The 20,570-nt window shown below is 66.8% G+C and carries 21 protein-coding genes; 13 read left to right on the top strand and 8 right to left on the bottom strand.

From position 1 onward, the window contains the following. Positions 1-196 precede the first annotated feature (196 nt). Positions 197-1,093, top strand: coding sequence for a methylated-DNA--[protein]-cysteine S-methyltransferase (locus tag ACIPIA_RS00735; protein WP_400505707.1), 897 nt, complete (start codon positions 197-199; stop codon positions 1,091-1,093). A gap of 9 nt (positions 1,094-1,102) precedes the next feature. Here the strand turns inward: ACIPIA_RS00735 and ACIPIA_RS00730 are convergent, their stop codons facing one another. Further along, positions 1,103-2,803 (bottom strand): hypothetical protein, encoded by a 1,701-nt coding sequence (locus ACIPIA_RS00730; protein WP_400505705.1) that lies wholly within the window; start codon positions 2,801-2,803, stop codon positions 1,103-1,105. A gap of 91 nt (positions 2,804-2,894) precedes the next feature. Continuing rightward, positions 2,895-4,073, bottom strand: a complete 1,179-nt coding sequence (locus tag ACIPIA_RS00725; protein ID WP_400505703.1) for a fumarylacetoacetate hydrolase family protein — start codon at positions 4,071-4,073, stop codon at positions 2,895-2,897. 198 nt (positions 4,074-4,271) lie between these two features. Between ACIPIA_RS00725 and ugpB the strand changes: the two genes are divergently transcribed. The 5 genes from ugpB (at position 4,272) to ACIPIA_RS00700 (ending at position 9,236) form a co-directional block, all read left to right on the top strand. After that, positions 4,272-5,597 carry a sn-glycerol-3-phosphate ABC transporter substrate-binding protein UgpB gene (gene ugpB, locus ACIPIA_RS00720; protein WP_400505701.1) on the top strand — a complete coding sequence of 442 codons (1,326 nt, stop codon included), beginning with the start codon at positions 4,272-4,274 and terminating at the stop codon, positions 5,595-5,597. 73 nt (positions 5,598-5,670) lie between these two features. After that, positions 5,671-6,552, top strand: a complete 882-nt coding sequence (gene ugpA, locus ACIPIA_RS00715; RefSeq protein WP_400505696.1) for a sn-glycerol-3-phosphate ABC transporter permease UgpA — start codon at positions 5,671-5,673, stop codon at positions 6,550-6,552. Beyond that, positions 6,552-7,301, top strand: a complete 750-nt coding sequence (locus tag ACIPIA_RS00710; RefSeq protein ID WP_400505690.1) for a creatininase family protein — start codon at positions 6,552-6,554, stop codon at positions 7,299-7,301. Before ugpA ends, ACIPIA_RS00710 begins: the two co-directional genes overlap by 1 nt. After that, on the top strand, positions 7,301-8,149 hold the full coding sequence (gene ugpE / locus ACIPIA_RS00705; RefSeq protein ID WP_400505688.1) for a sn-glycerol-3-phosphate ABC transporter permease UgpE: 849 nt from the start codon (positions 7,301-7,303) through the stop codon (positions 8,147-8,149). Before ACIPIA_RS00710 ends, ugpE begins: the two co-directional genes overlap by 1 nt. Positions 8,150-8,156: 7 nt before the next feature. Then, entirely contained in the window at positions 8,157-9,236 is a 1,080-nt protein-coding gene (locus ACIPIA_RS00700; protein ID WP_400505685.1) for a sn-glycerol-3-phosphate import ATP-binding protein UgpC, read from the top strand. 142 nt (positions 9,237-9,378) lie between these two features. Here the strand turns inward: ACIPIA_RS00700 and hemW are convergent, their stop codons facing one another. From hemW to rph, 3 genes are read right to left on the bottom strand one after another with little or no spacing between them, the layout of a single operon-like run. Then, positions 9,379-10,578: a radical SAM family heme chaperone HemW gene (hemW, locus tag ACIPIA_RS00695; protein WP_400505683.1), complete on the bottom strand. Its 1,200-nt coding sequence runs from the start codon at positions 10,576-10,578 to the stop codon at positions 9,379-9,381. Beyond that, positions 10,575-11,222 carry an RdgB/HAM1 family non-canonical purine NTP pyrophosphatase gene (rdgB, locus tag ACIPIA_RS00690; protein WP_400505681.1) on the bottom strand — a complete coding sequence of 216 codons (648 nt, stop codon included), beginning with the start codon at positions 11,220-11,222 and terminating at the stop codon, positions 10,575-10,577. The genes hemW and rdgB overlap by 4 nt, the downstream gene beginning before the upstream one ends. A 2-nt stretch (positions 11,223-11,224) precedes the next feature. Then, positions 11,225-11,941 (bottom strand): ribonuclease PH, encoded by a 717-nt coding sequence (gene rph / locus ACIPIA_RS00685; RefSeq protein ID WP_400505679.1) that lies wholly within the window; start codon positions 11,939-11,941, stop codon positions 11,225-11,227. A gap of 142 nt (positions 11,942-12,083) precedes the next feature. Here rph and hrcA point away from each other — a divergent pair, with 142 nt between their 5' ends. Both hrcA and ACIPIA_RS00675 read left to right on the top strand, forming a co-directional pair. Beyond that, on the top strand, positions 12,084-13,169 hold the full coding sequence (hrcA, locus tag ACIPIA_RS00680) for a heat-inducible transcriptional repressor HrcA (protein WP_400505677.1): 1,086 nt from the start codon (positions 12,084-12,086) through the stop codon (positions 13,167-13,169). Between the two features lie 87 nt (positions 13,170-13,256). Next, positions 13,257-13,505: a DUF3297 family protein gene (locus ACIPIA_RS00675; RefSeq protein WP_400505675.1), complete on the top strand. Its 249-nt coding sequence runs from the start codon at positions 13,257-13,259 to the stop codon at positions 13,503-13,505. Between the two features lie 4 nt (positions 13,506-13,509). Here the strand turns inward: ACIPIA_RS00675 and ACIPIA_RS00670 are convergent, their stop codons facing one another. Both ACIPIA_RS00670 and ACIPIA_RS00665 read right to left on the bottom strand, forming a co-directional pair. Beyond that, complete coding sequence (locus tag ACIPIA_RS00670; protein WP_400505674.1) at positions 13,510-14,046, bottom strand: GNAT family N-acetyltransferase; 537 nt, start codon at positions 14,044-14,046, stop codon at positions 13,510-13,512. Further along, the gene (locus tag ACIPIA_RS00665; protein WP_400505672.1) at positions 14,043-14,642 is read right to left on the bottom strand and encodes a helix-turn-helix domain-containing protein; all 600 of its coding nucleotides are present in this window, start codon (positions 14,640-14,642) and stop codon (positions 14,043-14,045) included. Before ACIPIA_RS00665 ends, ACIPIA_RS00670 begins: the two co-directional genes overlap by 4 nt. Positions 14,643-14,905: 263 nt before the next feature. Here ACIPIA_RS00665 and lepA point away from each other — a divergent pair, with 263 nt between their 5' ends. Continuing rightward, positions 14,906-16,711, top strand: coding sequence for a translation elongation factor 4 (lepA, locus tag ACIPIA_RS00660; protein WP_400505670.1), 1,806 nt, complete (start codon positions 14,906-14,908; stop codon positions 16,709-16,711). Positions 16,712-16,742: 31 nt separating this feature from the next. Here lepA and ACIPIA_RS00655 read toward each other — a convergent pair whose 3' ends face one another. After that, a complete protein-coding gene (locus ACIPIA_RS00655; protein WP_400505668.1) occupies positions 16,743-17,078 on the bottom strand; it encodes a GIY-YIG nuclease family protein in 336 nt (111 codons plus the stop codon). A 160-nt stretch (positions 17,079-17,238) separates the two neighbouring features. Between ACIPIA_RS00655 and ACIPIA_RS00650 the strand changes: the two genes are divergently transcribed. From ACIPIA_RS00650 to ACIPIA_RS00635, 4 genes are all read left to right on the top strand, one after another. Next, a complete protein-coding gene (locus tag ACIPIA_RS00650) occupies positions 17,239-17,445 on the top strand; it encodes a CsbD family protein (RefSeq protein ID WP_400505666.1) in 207 nt (68 codons plus the stop codon). Positions 17,446-17,579: 134 nt separating this feature from the next. Continuing rightward, positions 17,580-18,326 carry an SDR family NAD(P)-dependent oxidoreductase gene (locus ACIPIA_RS00645; RefSeq protein WP_400505664.1) on the top strand — a complete coding sequence of 249 codons (747 nt, stop codon included), beginning with the start codon at positions 17,580-17,582 and terminating at the stop codon, positions 18,324-18,326. An 8-nt stretch (positions 18,327-18,334) separates the two neighbouring features. Further along, positions 18,335-19,552 (top strand): acyl-CoA dehydrogenase family protein, encoded by a 1,218-nt coding sequence (locus ACIPIA_RS00640; protein WP_400505662.1) that lies wholly within the window; start codon positions 18,335-18,337, stop codon positions 19,550-19,552. Positions 19,553-19,562: 10 nt separating this feature from the next. Further along, the coding region (locus ACIPIA_RS00635) for a phosphotransferase family protein (RefSeq protein ID WP_400505660.1) at positions 19,563-20,570 on the top strand (1,008 nt) is incomplete at its 3' end.

Here is a 20,570-nt window from a genome sequence, read left to right as displayed (position 1 = left end):
GGGGGCACTGCAGCCATATATCCGGCTTGGGCCGACCCTTGTCAGCTTTCGGGTGGGAGCGGCATGGTTGACCCCCTAGATTCGCATCATGACGAATGATGCGAGGTTTCAAGCCATGAACGCTCATGCTCCGATGAAAACGGCGATGACCCCGACGCGCTTCTCGAATGCGGTGCTGGCGCGCGCCGCCGAAGCCATGCCGAGCGAGGCCGATTTTCCGGCCGTGGTGCCGGGCTCGGATTACGACACCGTCCGGCGCATCCTGGCCTTCATCACCCATAACTGGCGGGAACAGCCGACGATCGAGGCGATCGCGGATGCTGCGGGAGCGACCCCGACCGACGTCCATCACCTCTTCCGGCGCTGGTGCGGGCTGACGCCCAAGGCCTTCCTGCAGGCGATCACGCTCGACCATGCCAAAGGGCTGCTCGCCTCCTCGGCCAGCATTCTCGACACGGCGCTCGAGGTCGGCCTCTCCGGCCCCGGCCGGCTGCACGATCTCTTCGTCACGCATGAGGCGATGTCTCCCGGCGAATGGAAGACCGGTGGCGAGGGGCTGAAGCTGTCCTACGGCTTCCACGTCTCTCCCTTCGGCGAGGCGCTGATCGTGGTGACGGAGCGCGGGCTTGCCGGGCTCGGGTGGGTTTCGAACAGCGTCGACGGCGGCAAGGTCGTCGGAGGCCGGGCCGAGGCGCTGGCCGACATGATGCGCCGCTGGCCCCATGCCGACTATCACTACGACCCCGTCCTGACGGCACCCTATGCCGGGCGCATCTTCGAGCCCAAGGCCTGGTCGGCCGAGACGCCGCTTCGCGTCGTGCTGATCGGCACCGATTTCGAGGTCCGGGTCTGGGAGACGCTGCTGCGCATCCCGGTCGGCTGCGCCACGACCTATGGCGATGTCGCCAACCATATCGGCAAGCCGAGTGCTGCGCGCGCCGTCGGCATGGCCGTCGGCAAGAACCCCATCTCCTTCGTCGTGCCCTGCCACCGCGTCATCGGCAAGTCTGGCGCGCTCACCGGCTATCACTGGGGGCTGACGCGCAAGCGCGCCATCCTCGGCTGGGAGGCGGGGCAGACCGGCGCGGGCTGAGCCTGCGGCCTATTTCCGGAGATACATGTCCCAGCAGGGCGCGAGCGCGATCCGCTCGCGCCCTTCCAGCGCGCCGGCAAAGTGCGCGCGGATCGCTTCGCGCGCCGTCGTCGGCGGGCATTTCGGCGCCAGGATCGCGTCGGTCTGCGCGAGTTGCGCCAATGTGTCCGGCTCGAGCGCGGGCGTGCTGCGGCCCGGGTCGACGCCGACCGGCACGGCCCGGGTCGGCGTCCGCTCGAGGACGAAGTTCAGCGGATCGACGAAATCGAGCGTGAAGAATCCGTTGAGCTTGCGCCGGTTAGCGCCTTCCCAACCACGGATCGCCGTGACGGCCTGCTGGACCTCAAGAAGCCAGGTCGCCTGATAGTCGATCTCGGAATAGAGGATGTAGGACGGCAGCAGGTCGCGCCTGACGAGGTCGCGATAGCTCTCCGGATAGGCCGCGTAGTGGTCCAGCATCCCCGCAGCGCGAGACGCGATATCGGGCTTGGCGCTGACCCGGCCGAGCGGCCCCAGATCCGGAACGTCCAGGGCGGCGTACCCGGGCGCGCTCATGAGAGCCCGCATGCCGCGCTCCAGGCAGATCACCGCGGAAGGCAGCGCCACGGCCAGCGTCAGCACGAGGATCACCGGGCGCAGCCGGTCTTCCTTCCGGACCCACCATGTCGAGAGGACCGGCAGGAGGATCGGCCAGAGACCGACGAATTCCAGTGACCCGGTGTTCTGCGTCTCGAAGAAGGCAAGTGCCACGAGCCCGGCGGCAAGCCAGCCGGCGGGCCCGTCGGCGAGTTGCCGCCAGCCGGAGAGCGTCCTGGGCAGGCCGTCCCGCCAGCTGGCGAAAGCGAGCGCAGCGAGCAGGGCCAGCAGCGGGCCGATGACGTTGAACTTGACCGAGGCGACGGTCAGGAAGCGCGGTAGGAGGGTGCCGGTGTTGAGGCCGAGCAGCGTCAGGATGTCGACGAGATAGGCGGAGACCAGGCCTGTCGCGAGCTCCAGCAGGCCGAGAGCGGCGATTACGATCGCCGCGGCGCCGGCGGCATCGCGCAGGCGCATCCGCCCGCAGAGCGCCGCATAGCCGACCAGAACCGTGCCTGCGACGGCGCCGGTGATCTTCGTCAGGAACAGGGCCAGCATCAGCGCCGCGACGAGCGCGATCCGCAGTCCGCGCGCGCGGACGAACAGCAGCGCCGCGATCAGCAGGTAGAGCAGCAGCGCGACATGGCGATTGTAGAAGCCGTAACCGTCGAAGCCGGGCGCCGGATAGAGCGAATGCAGGTTGATCGGCAGGGCCGCGAACAGCAGGAAGGGCAGCGCGAGCGCTAGAGCCTGCTGGCGGGAGCGTCGCGCGACATGCCCGGCCAGCAGCGCGAGCACGGGCAGCATGACCGGCAGCAGTGCCCAGTTGATCAGGAGCATCGGCTGCGCGTTCGGAAACAATGCGTCCAGCCCGGCGGTCAGATAGAAGCCGAGCGGCCCGACAGGTGCGAAGAAGTCGATGCTCGGGACCTGTCCGAACCCGATGCGCCAGGACGCATCGAGATAGACGACCGTATCCCAGGCATTCGGCCCGAGCGGAAGGCGCAGCGGCAGGATCAGGGCCAAGGCCGCGGCCGCTGCGAAGGCTGCGATCCACAGACCGGGCGCCCGTGCCAGCCGCGCCATGATATGGTCGTTCCGCGTCAGGGAGCGTCGCCTCCCGATCTCGCTCATCGCCAAGCCGAACCCTCCTGGTTCAGCCAGCTCTGTGACACAGAAACCTTACCAGCAGCCTGACGTGGACGGCGCAATCCGAATGCGCTGCCTAGAGCAGCCCGCGCTTGGCCAGGTGGCGCATCAGATGCGAGGCGCCGAAGGTCCAGGGCTCGCAGGCATCGGTGCGCTTCATCCGGTTGACGAGGCTGCCGAGTTCGGGCGCCGCGATGGTGACGACGTCCCCGTATTTGTGGGTGAAGCCGCCTCCGGGCGCATCGCGGTCCTTGATCGGGGCGAACATGGTGCCGAGATAGAGCGCCGCCCCGTCCGGATACTGGTGATGCGGGCCGATCATCTGGGCGGCGAGATCGGCGGGGTCGCGGCTGATCTTCGCGATCGAGGACGAACCCTCCAGGGTGAAACCGTCCTCACCTTCGACCATCAGCGTCACGGTCGTTCTGCGGACGTGGTCGAGCGTGAAGCCGGCATCGAAGAAGCGGATGAACGGGCCGACCGCAGCCGCGGCATTGTTGTCCTTCGCCTTGCCGAGCAGCAGCGCGGAGCGGCCCTCGACATCGCGCAGATTGACATCGTTGCCGAGCGTGGCGCCGACGATGCGGCCATCCGAGGCGACGATCAGCACGATTTCGGGCTCCGGATTGTTCCAGCTCGAGGCTGGATGCAGGCCGGCATCGGCGCCCGTGCCGACGGTCGACATGGGCGGGGCCTTGGTGAAGATCTCGGCGTCCGGGCCGATCCCGACCTCCAGATACTGGCTCCACGCCCCCTGCTTGATCAGCACCTCCTTGAGATGCATCGCTTCCGGCGAGCCGGGCTTCAGCTTCGAGAGGTCGTCGCCGATGAGCTTGCCGATCTCCTCGCGGATCGTCGCAGCCGCGGCCGGGTTGCCGCGCGCCTTCTCCTCGATCACGCGCTCCAGCATCGAGACGGCGAAGGTGACGCCGGCGGCCTTCACCGCCTGGAGGTCGAGCGGCGAGAGGAGCCAGGGGCGCTTGGGGTCGCGGCCGTCCACGGGCGTATTGGCAAGGATCTCGTCGAGCGTTCCGATCGCCTCCCCCTTGGCCGCCCGCAGCGCTGCCGCAGGGTCGGCGCTTTCGCAGAGGTCGCGGCTCGTCGGGAAGGCGGCGGTAATGTCGATGACCTGCCCGTCGCGCAGGATGACCACGGCGGGGCCGCCGAGATCGGGGCGCCAGACGCGGCCTGCCAGCGCTGCGGCTCCGGCGTCCTGCGGCAGGGTCTTCGAGGCGGAGAGGGCGAGGCTGGTCATGGATCCGGTCCGGAGCGAAAGCGTGTCAGGGTGCGCAGATCAGACGTTTATGTGTGAATGCGCAAGATGTCTGCCGCATTGGGGGCCTTGCAAAAACTGTCATCGATTTGTCATTGAACTGTCGCCCGCGCTTCATGCTAGCTTGCGCACCAACGACAAGAACCGCGGCGGCGCCCGCCCGCGGAAGGGAGATATTCCATGAGCATCAAATCGCGCATCCTGATGTCGGTTGCGACCTTCGCGCTCGCGGGTGCTTCGCCGGCTCTCGCGCAGACCGAGATCCAGTGGTGGCACGCGCTGACCGGCGCCAACAACGACGTCGTCGTCAAGTTGTCCGAGGACTTCAACGCCTCGCAGAAGGACTACAAGGTCGTTCCCGTCTACAAGGGCTCCTATCCCGATACGCTGAATGCCGGCATCGCCGCCTTCCGCGCCGGCCAGGCCCCGCACATCCTGCAGGTCTTCGAGGTCGGCACCGGCACGATGATGTCGGCCAAGGGCGCGATCAAGCCGGTTCACGAAGTCATGAAGGAAGCCGGCGAGAAGTTCGATCCGAACGCCTATCTCCCCGCCATCACCGGCTATTATTCGACGGCTAAGGGCGACATGCTGTCGATGCCGTTCAACTCGTCCTCGATGGTGATGTGGTACAACAAGGACGCCTTCAAGAAGGCGGGCCTCGATCCGGCCAAGCCGCCGAAGACCTGGCCCGAGACCTTCGAGGCCGCCAAGAAGCTGAAGGCCGCCGGCTACGACAAGTGCGGCGTCTCGAACGCCTGGGCGACCTGGGCCAACATCGAGCAGTTCGGCGCCTGGCACAACATTCCGCTCTCGACCAAGGTCAACGGCATGGCCGGCTTCGACGCGGTCATGAACTTCAACCAGAGCCCGCTCTTCCTCAAGCACTGGACCAATCTGGTCGAGCTGCAGAAGGACAAGACCTATGACTATTCGGGCCGCACCAACAACGGCGAAGGCCGCTTTACCTCGGGCGAGTGCCCGATCTTCCTGACCTCCTCCGGCTTCTTCGGCAACGTCCGGGCCAACGCCAAGTTCGACTGGGGCAATGCGGCGATGCCGTATTATCCGGAAGCGCAGGGCGCGCCGCAGAACTCGATCATCGGCGGCGCCTCGCTGTGGGTGATGGGCGGCAAGAAGGCCGACGAGTACAAGGGCGTCGCCAAGTTCTTCACCTTCCTGTCGGATGTCGACCGCCAGGTGAAGCTGCACACCGAGTCCGGCTATCTGCCGATCACCAAGGCCGCCTACGAGAAGGTAAAGGCGTCGGGCTTCTACAAGGACAAGCCCTATCTCGAGACGCCGATCCTCGAGCTGACCAACAAGACCCCGACCGACAACTCGAAGGGCCTGCGCTACGGCAGCCTCGTCCAGATCCGCGACATCTGGTCGGAGGAGCTGGAGGCCGCTCTGAACGGCCAGAAGACGCCGAAGGCGGCGCTGGATGCGGCCGCAGAGCGCGGCAACCAGATGCTGCGCCAGTTCGAGCGGACCGCTTCGCGCTGAGCGGATAGCTCTTGCATCTCCAGGCCATCCCGGACAAATCCGTCCGGGATGGCCGTCTCGTTCAAGGAAGCCGATGCAGAAGAACGCGTATTTCAAGGGGCTGACCATCCCCTTCCTGCTGCTCCTGCCGCAGCTCGCGATCACGATCGTTTTCTTCTACTGGCCGGCCACCCAGGCGGTCTGGCAGAGCTTCCTGCTCGAGGATGCCTTCGGCACCTCGACGGAATTCGTCTGGTTCGAGAACTACCAGGCGCTGTTCAGTGACCCCGGCTATCTCAAGGCCTTCATCAATACCGCGGTCTTCTCGACCTTCGTCTGCATCTTCTCGCTGTCGATCGCGCTGCTCTTCGCTGTGATGGCCGACCGGCAGATCCGCGGCGCCGAGATCTACAAGACGCTGCTGATATGGCCCTATGCGGTGGCCCCCGCCATCGCCGGCGTGCTCTGGCTCTTCATGTTCGATCCCTCGCTCGGCATGCTCGCACGCGGCCTGCAGGTGCTCGGCATCCCGTGGAACCCGCGCCTCAACGGCAACCATGCCATGCTGCTGGTCATCCTCGCGGCGACCTGGAAGCAGATCAGCTACAATTTCCTGTTCTTCCTCGCCGGCCTGCAGTCGATCCCGAAGAGCGTGATCGAGGCGGCCGTGATCGACGGCGCCCGGCCGATGCGCCGCTTCTGGACCATCGTCTTCCCGCTGCTCTCGCCGACGACCTTTTTCCTGCTCGTCGTCAACATCGTCTACGTTTTCTTCGACACCTTCGGCATCATCGACGCCGTCACCGGCGGTGGCCCCTCCGGCGCGACCGAGACGCTGGTCTACAAGGTCTTCGCCGACGGCAAGGGCGGTTCCAATCTCGGCGGTTCCGCCGCCCAGTCGGTCGTGCTCCTGGTGATGGTCATCGCGCTGACGGCGGTTCAGTTCCGCTTCATCGAACGCAAGGTGAGCTACTGATGGCCTTGGTGCTCTGGCAGGACCTGACCGCCGAGGAATTGCGCGCCAGGGCGGCGACCGACGCGATCGTCGTCCTTCCCGTCGCGTCGATCGAGCAACACGGGCCGCATCTGCCCGTCGGCGTCGATACGATCCTCTGCAGTGGCGTCTGCAAGGCCGCGGCGGAACGTGCCGGCGATGTCGATGTCGTGGTCGCGCCGACCCTGTGGTGCGGCATGGCCGAGCATCACATGGCCTTCGGCGGCACCTTCACCTTCGACATCCCGACCTATCGCTCGGTGCTGCTCGCCTTCCTGCGCAGCATCGAGCGCCACGGCTTCCACCGCGTGCTGATCGTCAACGGCCATGGCGGCAACATCGCGGCGCTGACCGCCTTCCTGCCCGACTTCGCCCGCGAGACGCGGCTGCATGTCGAGGCGACCACCTATTTCCTGCTGGCGCAGGACGCGCTGCGGCCGCTGCTGGAAGACCAGAAGGGCGTCCAGCATGCCTGCGAGGTCGAGACCTCGATGATGATGGTGCTGGCTCCGGGCTCGGTGCGCGAGCCACGCCTCGGCGAGGCGTTCGGCGCGCGCGACGGCCTGCCCGGGCGGGCCACCGTCTCGCGCCATCGCTCCTTCCGGGAGATGACCGAAACCGGCGTGGTGGGCGATGCACGCCGCGCCACGCCTGAGAAGGGACAGGCCTGTCTCGACGCCTGCGCCGACGCGCTGGCGGAGCTTCTGCGCGAGATGGGGAAGGGGATCTGATGGTCGAGGACCGCCGCCTGGGCGATGCGATCGCCTATGTCATCCTGACGATCGGCGTGCTGATCGTCGCCTTCCCGGTCTGGCTGACCTTCGTCGCCTCGACCTGGGACGCGGCCACCGTGATCAACGGGCAGATGCCGCTCTATCCCGGGCCGTACTTCCTGGAAAACTACAACCGCATCCTCTTCGTCGGCACGTCGAGCACGACGCGCGAGCCGGTAATCGGGATGATGGTCAACTCCTTCATCATGGCGATGACGATCGCGCTGGGAAAGATCTTCATCTCCGTGCTCTCTGCCTATGCCGTGGTCTATTATCGCTTCCCGTTCCGGATGACGGCGTTCTGGATCATCTTCATCACGCTGATGCTCCCGGTCGAGGTCCGCATCTTCCCGACCTTCAAGATCGTCTCCGATCTCAGGATGCTCGACACCTATCAGGGGCTCGCCGTACCTCTGATCGCCTCGGCGACGGGCACGCTGCTCTTCCGCCAGTTCTTCATGACGATCCCGGACGAGTTGCTCGAAGCCTCGAAGATCGACGGCGCCGGCCCGTTCAAGTTCTTCAAGGACACGCTGCTGCCGCTCTCGATCACCACGATCGCCGCGCTGTTCGTGATCCAGTTCATCTATGGCTGGAACCAGTATCTCTGGCCGCTGCTGGTGACGACGAAGGACTCGATGCAGACCATCGTCATCGCCATCAAGAAGATGATCGTCACCGCCGACGCCCTGACCGAATGGCAGCTCGCCATGGCCACCGCCATGCTCGCGATGCTGCCGCCCGTCTTCGTCGTCATCGCCATGCAGAGGCTCTTCGTGAAGGGCCTGGTCGAAACCGAGAAGTAATCCGCGAATGGCCCAGGTCACTCTCAACAACGTCAAGAAGGTCTATGCCGGCGGCGTCGAGGCCGTGAAGGGTGTCTCCTTCGACATCCCCGATGGCGGCTTCTGCGTCCTGGTCGGCCCGTCCGGCTGCGGCAAGTCCACGCTGCTGCGCATGGTCGCCGGGTTGGAGACGATCTCGTCGGGCGATGTCGCGATCGGCGAGCGCGTCGTCAACCAGATCGAGCCGGCCGACCGCGACATCGCGATGGTGTTCCAGAACTATGCGCTCTACCCGCATATGAACATCTACGACAACATGGCCTATGGCCTGCGCAACCGCGGCACGCCGAAGGACGAGATCGACAAGCGCGTGAAGGAAGCCGCGCGCATCCTGGCGATCGAGCCCTTCCTGGAGCGCCGGCCCCGCCAGCTCTCCGGCGGCCAGCGCCAGCGCGTCGCCATGGGCCGCGCCATCGTGCGCAAGCCGCAGGTCTTCCTGTTCGACGAGCCGCTCTCGAACCTCGACGCCAAGCTGCGCGTGCAGATGCGCGTCGAGATCAAGAAGCTGCAGCGCGCGCTCGGCGTCACCTCGATCTACGTCACGCACGATCAGGTCGAGGCGATGACGCTCTCCGACAAGCTCGTGGTGATGAATGCCGGCCAGGTCGAGCAGATCGGCCTGCCGGCCGAGGTCTATCGCAAGCCGGCCAGCAAGTTCGTGGCGACCTTCATCGGCTCGCCGCCGATGAACATCCTGCCCGGAACCGTCGATGGCCACGGCATCGTCGCGCTCGGCGAGGCGCTCCTCGAGGCGCGCGACCTGCGCGAGGATCTGGCGGCGCAGACTCCTGTCGAGGTCGGTCTTCGGCCGGAGGATGTCGAGCTCAGCTCCGACGGACAGGCGGGCTCGCTGCCTTTCGATGTCGAGTTCATCGAGGAACTCGGCGCGACCCAGCTCTTCCACGGCAAGCTTTCGGGCCAGCCTTTCGTGATGCAGGCCGCGACCGGCGAGGTCGCCGCGCAGGAAGGCCGCCTCTGGATCACGGTCGATCCCGACAAGGTCCATGTCTTCGACCCGAAGACGGGAGCACGGCTGGGCAAGGCCTGAGCAGCCTTTTTCGACGCTCTGCGTCATGGTCGGGCTTGTTCCGACCATCCACGTCTTCGTTGGTCGAAGGTCGTGTTCAAGACGTGGATGCTCGCCACGGGGGCGAGCATGACGTCGGTGGTTCTCGTGAAAGCCGGAGCGCTCAGGCCGCCAGGTCGGCGACCAGCGCGTCGAGCAGCAGCGCGCCGTCCGGCGTCGCGGCGAGGCGGCCGCCGGCCCGGCGCATCAGCAGCTTTTCCTCGATCAGGCTGGCGATGCGCTTGGCGTCGAGCTCGCGCCCGGCCAGGGCCTTGAACACCGCGGGGTCGATCCCCTCGACGAGGCGCAGGCCCATCAGCAGGTATTCGTCGCCCTGCGCCTCCTCGCTCAGCCGCTCGTCTTCGACCAGGGCATGGCCCTCGGCCTCGACGCGCTCCAACCAGATTTCCGGGCGCTTCTCTGTCGAATGCGCCATGCGGCCCTGCGCGGTGACCAGCCGGCCATGCGCGCCGGGGCCGACGCCGGCATATTCGCCATAGTGCCAGTAGACGAGGTTGTGGCGGCACTCCGCGCCAGGCCGCGCGTGGTTGGAGATCTCGTAGACCGGCATCCCGTGCTTCGCCGTGATCTCCTGCGTCGTCTCATAGAGCGCCGCGCCCGCTTCCGGATCGGGAATGGCGAGCTTGCCGGCCCGGAACAGCCGCTCGAAGGCGGTGCCGGGTTCGATGGTGAGCTGGTAGAGCGAAAGATGCTCGGCCGCGTGGCTGATCGCCAGCTCCAGCTCGGCGCGCCAGAGCGCCGGCGTCTGAGCCGGCGAGCGGGCATAGATCAGGTCGAAGGAGTAGCGCTCGAAATATTTCCTGGCGATGGCGACGGCCGCGAGCGCTTCTTCGGTCGAATGCATCCGCCCGAGCGCCTTGAGGTCGGTGTCGTTCAACGCCTGCACGCCGAGCGAGACCCGGTTCACGCCGGCGGCGCGGAAATCGCGGAAGCGCCCGGCCTCGACGCTTGTCGGATTCGCCTCCAGCGAAACCTCGCAATGGGGATCGACCGCCCAGTGCTCCCCGATCGCATCGAGGATCGCGCCGACGGTCCGGCCTTCCATCAGCGAGGGCGTGCCGCCGCCGAAGAAGATCGAGGAGACCGTCCGCCCCGGCGCAAGCGCGGCGCGATGGGCGATCTCGCGGCGGAAGGCGGCGATATAGCGTTGCTGGTCCGGCGGCTGCAGCCGGACATGCGAATTGAAGTCGCAATAGGGGCATTTTGCCAGGCAGAACGGCCAGTGCACATAGACGGCAAAGCCCGCATCCGCCGTCGGATGCGGGTGGAGGGGCCGCTCGGTCGGGGCGGCCAGAACGTTCACGCGGGCTTCCTCAAGCAGGCTGCGGCCAGCGCATGGAAGGCGCGGGCGCGGTGCGACAGCCCGGGCGAGCCGTCTGCCGGTATGCCGTGCTTTTCCGCGGCCGTCATCTCGCCGAAGGTCTTGTCATGGCCTTCCGGCAGGAAGACCGGATCGTAGCCGAAGCCGCCCGCCCCGCGGACGTCATGGGTCACGGTGCCGAACACGCGGCCCTCGAACAGCTCCTGGTGCCCGTCCGGCCAGGCGATCACCAGGGCCGAGACGAAATGGGCCCGGCGCAGCTCCGGCGTCGCTGCGCCCCGCTTCGCCAGCTCCATCTGCACGCGCGCGATCGCCGGGGCGAAATCCTTGCCCGGCCCGGCCCAGTTTGCCGAGAACAGGCCGGGCGCGCCGTCGAGCGCATCGATGCAGATGCCGGAATCGTCGGAGAGCGCAGGCAGGCCGCTCGCCTTGGTGGCAGCCACGGCCTTGATCGCCGCGTTCTCCGAGAACATGTAGCCATCCTCGACCGGCTCGGGCAGGACGAGCTCCCCGGCCGAGACCAGCTCGATGCCGTAGGGCGCGAGAAGCTCGCGCATCTCGCGCAGCTTGCCCTGGTTGTGGGTCGCGATCACGACCTTGCCGGAGAGGAGGCGATGCTGGCTCATGGTCAGGCGACCGCCGCCTTCTGCAGCGCGACGAGCTTGGAAACGCCACCCTTGGCGAGCTTGAGCAGGGCGAGCAGCTCTTCTTCAGAGAACGGGGCGCCCTCGGCGGTGCCCTGCACCTCGACGAGGCCGCCGGAGCCGGTGATGACGAAATTCGCGTCGGTCTGGGCGCCGGAATCCTCGACATAGTCGAGATCGATCACCGGCTGGCCGGCGACGATGCCGCAGGAGACGGCGGCGACATGGTCCTTCAGCGGGTTCGTGCCCTTGAGCAGGCCGCGGCCCTCCATCCACTTCAGCGCGTCGTGCAGCGCGACCCAGGCGCCGGTGATCGAGGCGGTGCGGGTGCCGCCATCGGCCTGCAGCACGTCGCAGTCGACGACGATCTGGCGCTCACCGATCGAGGTCAGGTCGACGACGGCGCGCAGGGAGCGGCCGACCAGGCGCTGGATCTCCTGCGTGCGGCCCGACGGCTTGCCGGAGGTAACCTCGCGGCGGGTGCGCTCATGTGTGGCGCGCGGCAGCATCGAATACTCGGCGGTGACCCAGCCCTTGCCGGTGCCGCGCAGCCACGGCGGCCCTTTTTCCTCGACGGTCGCGGCGCAGAGCACCTTGGTTTCGCCGAACGTCACCATGCAGGAACCCTCGGCATAGCGCACCACGCCGCGTTCGAGCGTGACCTTGCGCATCTCGTCGGCGGCGCGTTTGGAGGGTCGCATGAAAAGATCCTGTCTTGCGGAGAAGTGGCGGCTTGTAGGCGTTCCCGCCCTTCGCGGCAAGGCTGGGGCCGGATCTGGCCCTTGATCCAAGCGCACGGCATGACGACAATAGAATGGAGGAACGGTTCGCCCGCAAAGGTTCATGAGCGCCCATACCCCCCGCCCCGAGACGATGAGCAGCCTGGTCGAGACCGATCAGCGCTCGCGCGAGATTTTCCGGCAGATCGTCGATGGCTATCTGACGACCGGCGAGCCGGTCGGCTCCCGCAACATCGCCCGCCTGCTGCCGATGTCGCTCTCGCCGGCGACGGTGCGCAACGTCATGACCGATCTCGAGCTCGCCGGGCTGATCTACGCTCCGCATACCTCGGCGGGGCGCCTTCCTACAGAGCGAGGCCTGCGCTTCTTCGTCGATGCGATGATGGAGGTCGGCAACCTGACCTCGGAAGAGCGCAAGCGCATCGAGGCGCAGATTCGGGCCGGGGCGACCCATCGCAATCTCGACCAGACGCTGACCGAGGCCTCCACCCTGCTCTCCGGTCTCTCGCGCGGCGCCGGGGTGGTCGTCACCACCAAGGCCGATGTCCGGCTCAAGCACATCGAATTCGTGCGGCTCGACCCGCTACGCGCGCTCGTCGTGCTCGTCTCCGAGGACGGCACGGTCGAGAACCGCCTGCTGGCGCTGCCGCCGGGCCTGCCGGCTTCGGCGTTGATGGAAGCGGCGAACTTTCTCAACGCGCGCATCCTCGGGAAGACGCTGGCGGATCTGCGCGGCGAGATCGCCGGCCAGCGTGCCCTGATGGAACGGGAGCTCGACGTGTTGACCGCGCGGCTCGTCGAAAGCGGCATCGCGACGCAAGCCGGTCCTGGCAATGATCGTCACCTGATCGTCCGCGGCCAGGCGAACCTGCTCGAGGACCTCAAGGCGCAGGAGGACCTGGAGCGCATCCGCCTGCTCTTCGGCGATCTCGAGACGCAGACGGACGTCATCGACCTGCTGACGCGGGCCGAGCAGGGCGACGGCGTGCGCATCTTCATCGGCTCGGAGAACAAGCTGTTCTCGATGTCGGGCTCCTCGATGGTCGCGGCGCCCTTCCGGGATGCCGAGCAGCGCATCGTCGGCGTGGTCGGCATCATCGGTCCCACGCGCCTGAACTATGCCCGCATCGTCCCGATGGTCGACTATACCGCGAAGGTCGTCGGCCGGCTCCTCGACGGGGAACGCTAGGCCCGCCCCGCCCCCTGATTTGGCTTTGCCGGCGGAAGCAGCTATCGAGCGGGCAAAGCAACCGTTTCCGCAATCCAGGTTCGAACCATGTCCGAGCAGCTTCCCGACCGTCTCTCCGTCAACCCGGACAGCCCCTTCTACGACGCCGACGTTCTGGCGCAGGACATCGGCATCCGCTTCAAGGGCGTCGAGAAGACCAATGTCGAGGAATATTGCGTCTCCGAAGGCTGGGTGAAGGTAGCGGCCGGCAACGCCAAGGACCGCTTCGGCCGTCCGATGACGATCACCCTCAAGGGGCCGGTCGAGCCCTACGTCCGCGGCAAGACGGAAGGCTGAGGCCTCAGGCGAGGCTCTTATAGAAGAACGTCGAGCCGCAATCGGCGCCATCGGGCATCAATGCGAAGCGCGGGATGGTGCCGACCTCGGTCCAGCCGAGGCGGTTGTAGAGCCGCCGCGCGGCGCCGTGTTCGTCCGTGTCGAGCACGAGCAGGTCGCGGCCCATCTCCCGCGCGATCGCCTCGGCACGCTGCATCAGCGCCTCGCCGATGCCCTGTCGGCGCGCGCGGGAATGCACCAGCACCTTGGCGATCTCGGCGCGATGAGGCTGGTTCGGTTTCCCGATCAGGTGAAGCTGCGCGGTGCCGACGATTCCATCTTCATTCCTTGCGGCCAGCAGGACTACCTGCCCGCCCCCGACGCCGGCCGCGATATCGCGCCAGAAGCGCTCGTAATCGGCCGGCGTATTCCAGTTCATGAAGCCGACCGATGCGCCATTGGCGACGCAGTCGCGCAGGATCTCCACAAGCGCGGGAATCGCGGCTTCGGCGGCGTCGCCATCGAGCGCGTCGATGGCGAGGGAAAGAGCGGTCGCGGTCATGCGATATGTCCCGGGAAGCTGCCGCTCCGCGCGGCGAGGATGACGGCGTAGCGAACGGGCGCGCTGCCCGGATTGCGATAGATGATCGCGCCGCGCAGATGCATCTGCAGGCAGTCGCCCTCCGCGAGTTCGTGTCCGGCGCCTTCCACGGTCAGGTCGAGCCGGCCCTGCAGCACCCAGACCTGCTGGTCGAGCGCCGGCGTGCCGCTCGCGCTGTCGAGCCGGACCTCGGCGCCGGCCGGCAACTCGACCTCGACGATCTCGAAGCCCGAGCCGGTTCCGCGTGGCGAGACATTGCGGCGCAGATAGCCGCTCGCCGGATCGCGCCAGGCCGGCTGGGCGGCGCGGCGCGCGAGCGGCCCGCTTCCCGCTTCCTCCTCCAGCAGTGCCGAAAGCGAGAGCCCGAGTCCGGAGCCGAGCCGGACGAGCAGGGCTGCTGTCGGGCTCGATTCGCCGCGCTCGACCCGCGAGATCATCGCGCGGCTGACCCCGCTGCGCTCGGCGAGGGCGTCGAGCGTCAGACCATGGCGTTGGCGGGCTGATTTCAGCCTCTGCCCGAGCAGCCGGTCGATCTCGGTATCGTGGTCGAACTCCATGGCTAGAGAATAATTCTTAGATATTGGATTCTGCAAGCTGGATCTGAGACCGGGCGCGAATCCTCCCTGTCATGGCGACAAGCCGCGAAGCAGGGACCGATCCGGAACCGACGCCTGCACCTTTACCGGAAACCGATCTTCACTGGATTCTGGCCCACGCTCTGGTCCGCCCCAGGCATGAAGGCAGCGTTTCGTGGTCGCCGCAGGCGCTTCGAAATGCGCAACCGCTTGGCGGAAGGCGGCTTCACTGCTATGGCGCGCGCATGAGCACCCGTTCCATCGACAATATCCGCAACTTCTCGATCGTGGCCCATATCGACCACGGCAAGTCGACGCTCGCCGATCGTCTGATTCAGCAGACCGGCACGGTCGCGGCCCGCGACATGAGCGAGCAGATCCTCGACTCGATGGATATCGAGAAGGAGCGCGGCATCACCATCAAGGCGCAGACGGTGCGCCTGGACTACCAGGCGAAAGATGGCAAGACCTACGTCCTCAACCTGATGGACACGCCCGGCCACGTCGACTTCGCCTATGAGGTCTCGCGCTCGCTCGCGGCCTGCGAGGGCTCGCTGCTGGTGGTCGACGCCTCGCAGGGTGTCGAGGCGCAGACGCTCGCCAACGTCTACCAGGCGCTCGACGCGAACCACGAGATCGTCACGGTCCTCAACAAGGTCGACCTGCCGGCGGCCGATCCCGAGCGGATCAAGGAGCAGATCGAGGACGTGATCGGCCTCGACGCCTCCGAGGCGGTGCCGATCTCGGCCAAGACCGGCCTCAATATCGAGGGCGTGCTGGAGGCGATCGTCACCAAGCTGCCGCCGCCGAAGGGCGATCCGGAAGCGCCGCTCAAGGCCATGCTGGTCGACTCCTGGTACGACGCCTATCTCGGCGTCGTCGTGCTCGTGCGCATCATCGACGGCGTGCTCAAGAAGAACATGACGATCCGCATGATGCGCGCCAACGCCTCCTACGGCGTCGACCGCGTCGGCGTGTTCAAGCCCAAGATGCAGGAAGTGAAGGAACTCGGCCCGGGCGAGGTCGGCTTCTTCACCGCCTCGATCAAGGAAGTCGCCGATACCGCGGTCGGCGACACCATCACCGACGAGAAGAAGCCGATCGCCGAGCCGCTGCCGGGCTTCAAGCCGGTGCAGCCGGTGGTGTTCTGCGGCATCTTCCCGGTCGATGCCGCCGATTTCGAGTTGCTGCGCGGGGCCATGTCGAAGCTGCGGCTGAACGATGCCTCGTTCTCCTATGAGATGGAGACCTCGGCCGCGCTCGGCTTCGGCTTCCGCTGCGGCTTCCTCGGGCTCCTGCATCTGGAGATCATCCAGGAGCGGCTGGAGCGCGAGTTCAACCTCAACCTGATCTCGACCGCACCGTCAGTCGTCTATCACCTGCGCCTGCGCGACGGCACGACGCTGGAACTGCACAACCCGGCCGACATGCCGGATGTGATGAAGATCGAGGCGATCGACGAGCCCTGGATCCGCGCGACCATCTTCACGCCGGACGAGTATCTCGGCTCGGTGCTGAAGCTCTGCCAGGACCGTCGCGGCCTGCAGATCGACCTCGGTTATGTCGGCTCGCGCGCCAAGGTCGTCTACGACCTGCCGCTCAACGAGGTCGTCTTCGACTTCTACGACCGTCTCAAGTCGATCTCGAAGGGCTATGCCTCCTTCGACTACCAGATCACCGACTACCGCGAGGGCGACCTGGTGCGCATGTCGATCCTGGTCAATGCCGAGCCGGTCGACGCGCTCTCCATGCTGGTCCACCGCACCCGTGCCGAGGCGCGCGGCCGTGCCATGTGCGAGAAGCTCAAGGAGCTGATCCCGCCGCATATGTTCCAGATCCCGGTCCAGGCCGCGATCGGAGGCAAGATCATCGCCCGCGAGACCATCCGGGCGCTGCGCAAGGACGTGACCGCCAAGTGCTATGGCGGCGACGCGACCCGCAAGCGCAAGCTTCTGGAGAAGCAAAAGGAAGGCAAGAAGAAGATGCGGCAGTTCGGCAAGGTCGAAATCCCGCAGGAGGCCTTCATCGCCGCCCTCAAGATGGACGACTGAGCGGCGCGTCGGCGCCGCTTCATTCCGCAGTCTAGAGCGCCTCGGCGCCGAGCTTGGCCCGCCAGTGGGCGAGGCGCTCCTTCAGCACGCGATCGAGCACATAGGCGATATCCTCGTCCTCCAGCCTTTCGAGCGCTTCGAAGCGGAAGGCGTCCGGGCCGTGTGCGTTCCACGCCGCCTGCAGGCTGCGCTGGCGGTGGCTGCCATGGCGCAGCGTGAAGCGCAGGCGGTTCTCTATCGTCGCGAGATCGGGCGCGCGGCCGACCCAGAGCTGGCCGCTGGCCTCGCAGCGGCAGGCGTAGATGCCCGCCACGGATTTCCGTTCCTTGTAGGCGGCCGTTGCCGCCTTCCTGTCCGCGATCTGCATCGATGCAACCCACCTTGTTGGATGGGCATCAATAATACCCGGATCTTAATAATGCAATATTTTATCCGGGTGTTTTTGGGTGGGCCGCGCATTTTCGGATGAACAATCGCATCGTCGGTGCGTTCTCCCTGCGAACCCACACTCGCATGAGGAGGTCCCGATGGACTGGAATCGCGTCGAAGGAAACTGGAAGCAGCTCAAGGGCAAGGTGAAGGAACAGTGGGGCAAGCTGACCGATGACGATCTCGACGTGATCGCCGGCAAGCGCGACCAGCTGGAGGGCAAGATCCAGGAGCGTTACGGCCTCGCCAAGGACAAGGCCAGCAGCGACGTGGACGCCTGGTACGGCCGTCAGACCTGGCAGTGACCAGCCGGCCCTTCGGGAGGCCGGAGAGAATGCGAGAGGCCCGGCGCGGCACGCCGGGCCTCTTCGACGTTTGGGCGCCTTGATCGCGGAGTGCAACCGACCGAGACTTGGCCGTGCTGGAAGCGGGATGCCTGATGTTCGAGGATCTGACTGGAAGAAGCGCGCTGGTGACCGGGGCGTCCGGCGGGCTGGGGCTGCACTTCGCCGCGCTGCTGGCACGCCATGGCGCCGAGGTGACGCTGGCGGCGCGCAGGGAATGCGCGCTGAAGCTGGCCAGCGAGACGATCGCGGCCGCGGGCGGCCGGGCGCAGGGGCTGGCCCTGGATGTCGCCGACGCCGCTTCGGTCACCGGAGCGCTTGCCGGGCGCCGCTTCGACATCCTGATCAACAATGCCGGCGTCAGCGGCGCCGGCCGGGCTGCTGATCTCTCCGAAGCCGAGTGGGATGCGGTGCTCGACACCAACCTCAAGGGCGTCTTCCTCGTAGCCCAGGCCGTGGCGCGGGGCATGCGCGAGTCCGGCAGGGGCGGGAGCATCGTCAACATCGCCTCGATCCTCGGCCATCGCGTCGCTGGCGGCGTCAGCGCCTATGCCGCCTCGAAGGCCGGCGTTGTCCAGCTCACCAAGGCGCTCGCACTCGAATGGGCGCGCGACGGCATCCGCGTCAACGCGCTCTGCCCCGGCTATATCGAGACGGACATCAACCGCGATTTCTTCGCGACCGAGGCCGGCGGCCAGTTGATCAGGCGCATCCCGCAGCGCCGGCTGGGCAGGCCGGAGGAACTCGACGGAGCCTTGCTGCTGCTTGCTTCCGCTGCCGGCAGCTACATCACCGGCGCGTCCATCGAGGTCGATGGCGGCCACCTCGTATCGTCCCTGTGAGAACGCCCATGGATTTCGAGATTTCCCCGCGCATCGAGGATTATCGCGCCCGCATCGCAGCCTTCGTCGAGCGCGAGGTCCTGCCGCTGGAGGCGGATCGGGCCTCCTATGACGGCCATGGCAACATCGCGCTGCCCCTGCTCGATACCGTTCGGGCCAAGGCCCGTGAACAGGGGCTGTGGTGCCTGCAGCTGAAGCCGGAGACCGGGGGCGCCGGCCTCGGCAAGATGGGGATGGCGGTCTGCTACGAGGAGATGAACCGGTCGATCTTCGGCCCGGCGGTGTTCAATTCGGCCGCGCCGGACGACGGCAACATGATGGTGCTGGAAGCGCTCGGCACGCGCGACCAGAAGCATCGCTGGCTCGAACCGATCGTCGAGGGCAGGGTCCGCTCCGCCTTCGCGATGACCGAGCCGCATCCCGGCGGCGGCTCCGATCCCTCGATGATCCAGACCAGGGCCGAGCGCCGCGGCGACAGATACGTCGTCACGGGCCGCAAATGGTTCATCACCGGTGCCGAGGAGGCCAGGCATTTCATCCTGATCGCCCGCACCTCGGACGATCCGCGCAACGGGCTCACGGCGTTTCTCTTCCACGCCGACCAGCCGGGCTGGCGCATCCTGCGGCGCATCGAGATCATGGGGCCGGAGGAGCATGGCGGCCATTGCGAGCTGGAGTTCGACGGGCTGGAAATCCCCGCGGCGGACGTGCTCGGCGGCGAGGGCAGGGGGATGAAGGTGACGCAGGTTCGCCTGGGGCCGGCCCGCCTGACACATTGCATGCGCTGGCTCGGCCTCTCCAGGCGCTGCATCGAGATCGCGCAGGCCTATGCCGCCGAGCGCTACGGCTTCGGCCAGCGCCTTGCCGATCGCGAGAGCATCCAGCTCAAGCTCGGCGATCTCGCCATGCGCATCGAGATCGGCCGTATCCTCGTGATGAAGGCCGCCTGGGAGCTCGACCGTGGCGGCTTCGCGCGCAAGGAGGTCTCGATGGCCAAGGTCCAGGTCGCCAACGTCCTGCATGATGCGGCCGATGTCGCGATCCAGGTCAATGGCGCGCGCGGCTACTCCAAGGACACCGTGCTGGAGTGGATCTACCGCTACGCCCGCCAGGCGCGTCTGGTCGACGGCGCCGACGAGGTCCACAAGATGGTGCTGAACCGCTTCCTCACCGAGGAAGGTCGCGATTTCTGGCGCTGGCCCGTCGCGGGCCGGGCGCAGGGCTGAGGCGGCGCGGATGGCGGGACAGGGCGACGAGGCCTCAGCCGGCAAGATCGATTTCGACCCCGCCGCGCTGGCGGCCTTTCTGGACGCACGCTTCGGACCGGCGGCGGCTCTCGCCCTCGAGCGGATCGGCGGCGGCCAGTCCAATCCGACCTATTTCGTCGATCACGGCGGGAAGCGGCTGGTGTTGCGCAAGCAGCCCGCCGGCCCGATCCTGCGCGGCGCGCATGCGATCGACCGCGAGTTCCGGGTGCTCGAAGCGCTGTCGCGGACGAATGTGCCGGTGCCGCGTGCCGTGTTGTTTCATTCCGAGCCCGCACTGCTCGGCACGCCCTTCTATCTGATGGAGCGGCTCGACGGTCGCGTCTTCCACGATTGCGCCTTGCCGGGTCTCGCGCCGCAGGAGCGCCGCAGCCTCTATCTCGGCATGGCCGAGGCGCTGGCGAAGCTCCATGCCGTCCGTCCGGACGATGTCGGCCTCGGCGATTTCGGCCGGCCCGGAAACTATTTCGAGCGCCAGATCGCGCGCTGGACCCGGCAGCTCCGGGAATCGTCGGGCGAGCCGATCGCCGAACTGGAGGAGGTTGCCGCCTGGCTGCCGGCGCGTCTGCCTGAGGATGATGGGCAGGTTTCGATCGCACACGGCGATTTTCGTCTCGGCAACCTGCTGTTCGATCCGGCGAAGCCCGAGGTGATCGGCATCCTCGACTGGGAACTCTCGACGCTTGGCCATCCCCTCGCCGATCTCGGCTACTGCGCCATGCCCTGGCATACGGCACCGGACGAATATGGCGGTATCCTCGGGCTCGACCGCGCCGCGCTCGGTATCCCGACCGAAGGCGAGTTTCTTGCGCACTACCATGCCCATGCCGTGCCGACCGCACCACTCACGCGCTTTCACCGTGTTTTCGCGCTCTTCCGTTTCGCGGTGATTTTTGTCGGCATCGCCGATCGCGTTCGTTCCGGGACGGCCGCTGCGGTCAATGCGTCGGAGGTCGCGCCCTTGGCGCAGCGATTCGCC

This window comes from Allobosea sp. CER48, from assembly GCF_044752385.1.
Lineage (GTDB): Bacteria > Pseudomonadota > Alphaproteobacteria > Rhizobiales > Beijerinckiaceae > Allobosea.
Note: the sequence above shows the minus strand (reverse complement) of the source record. Positions and strands in the feature narration are given on the sequence as shown.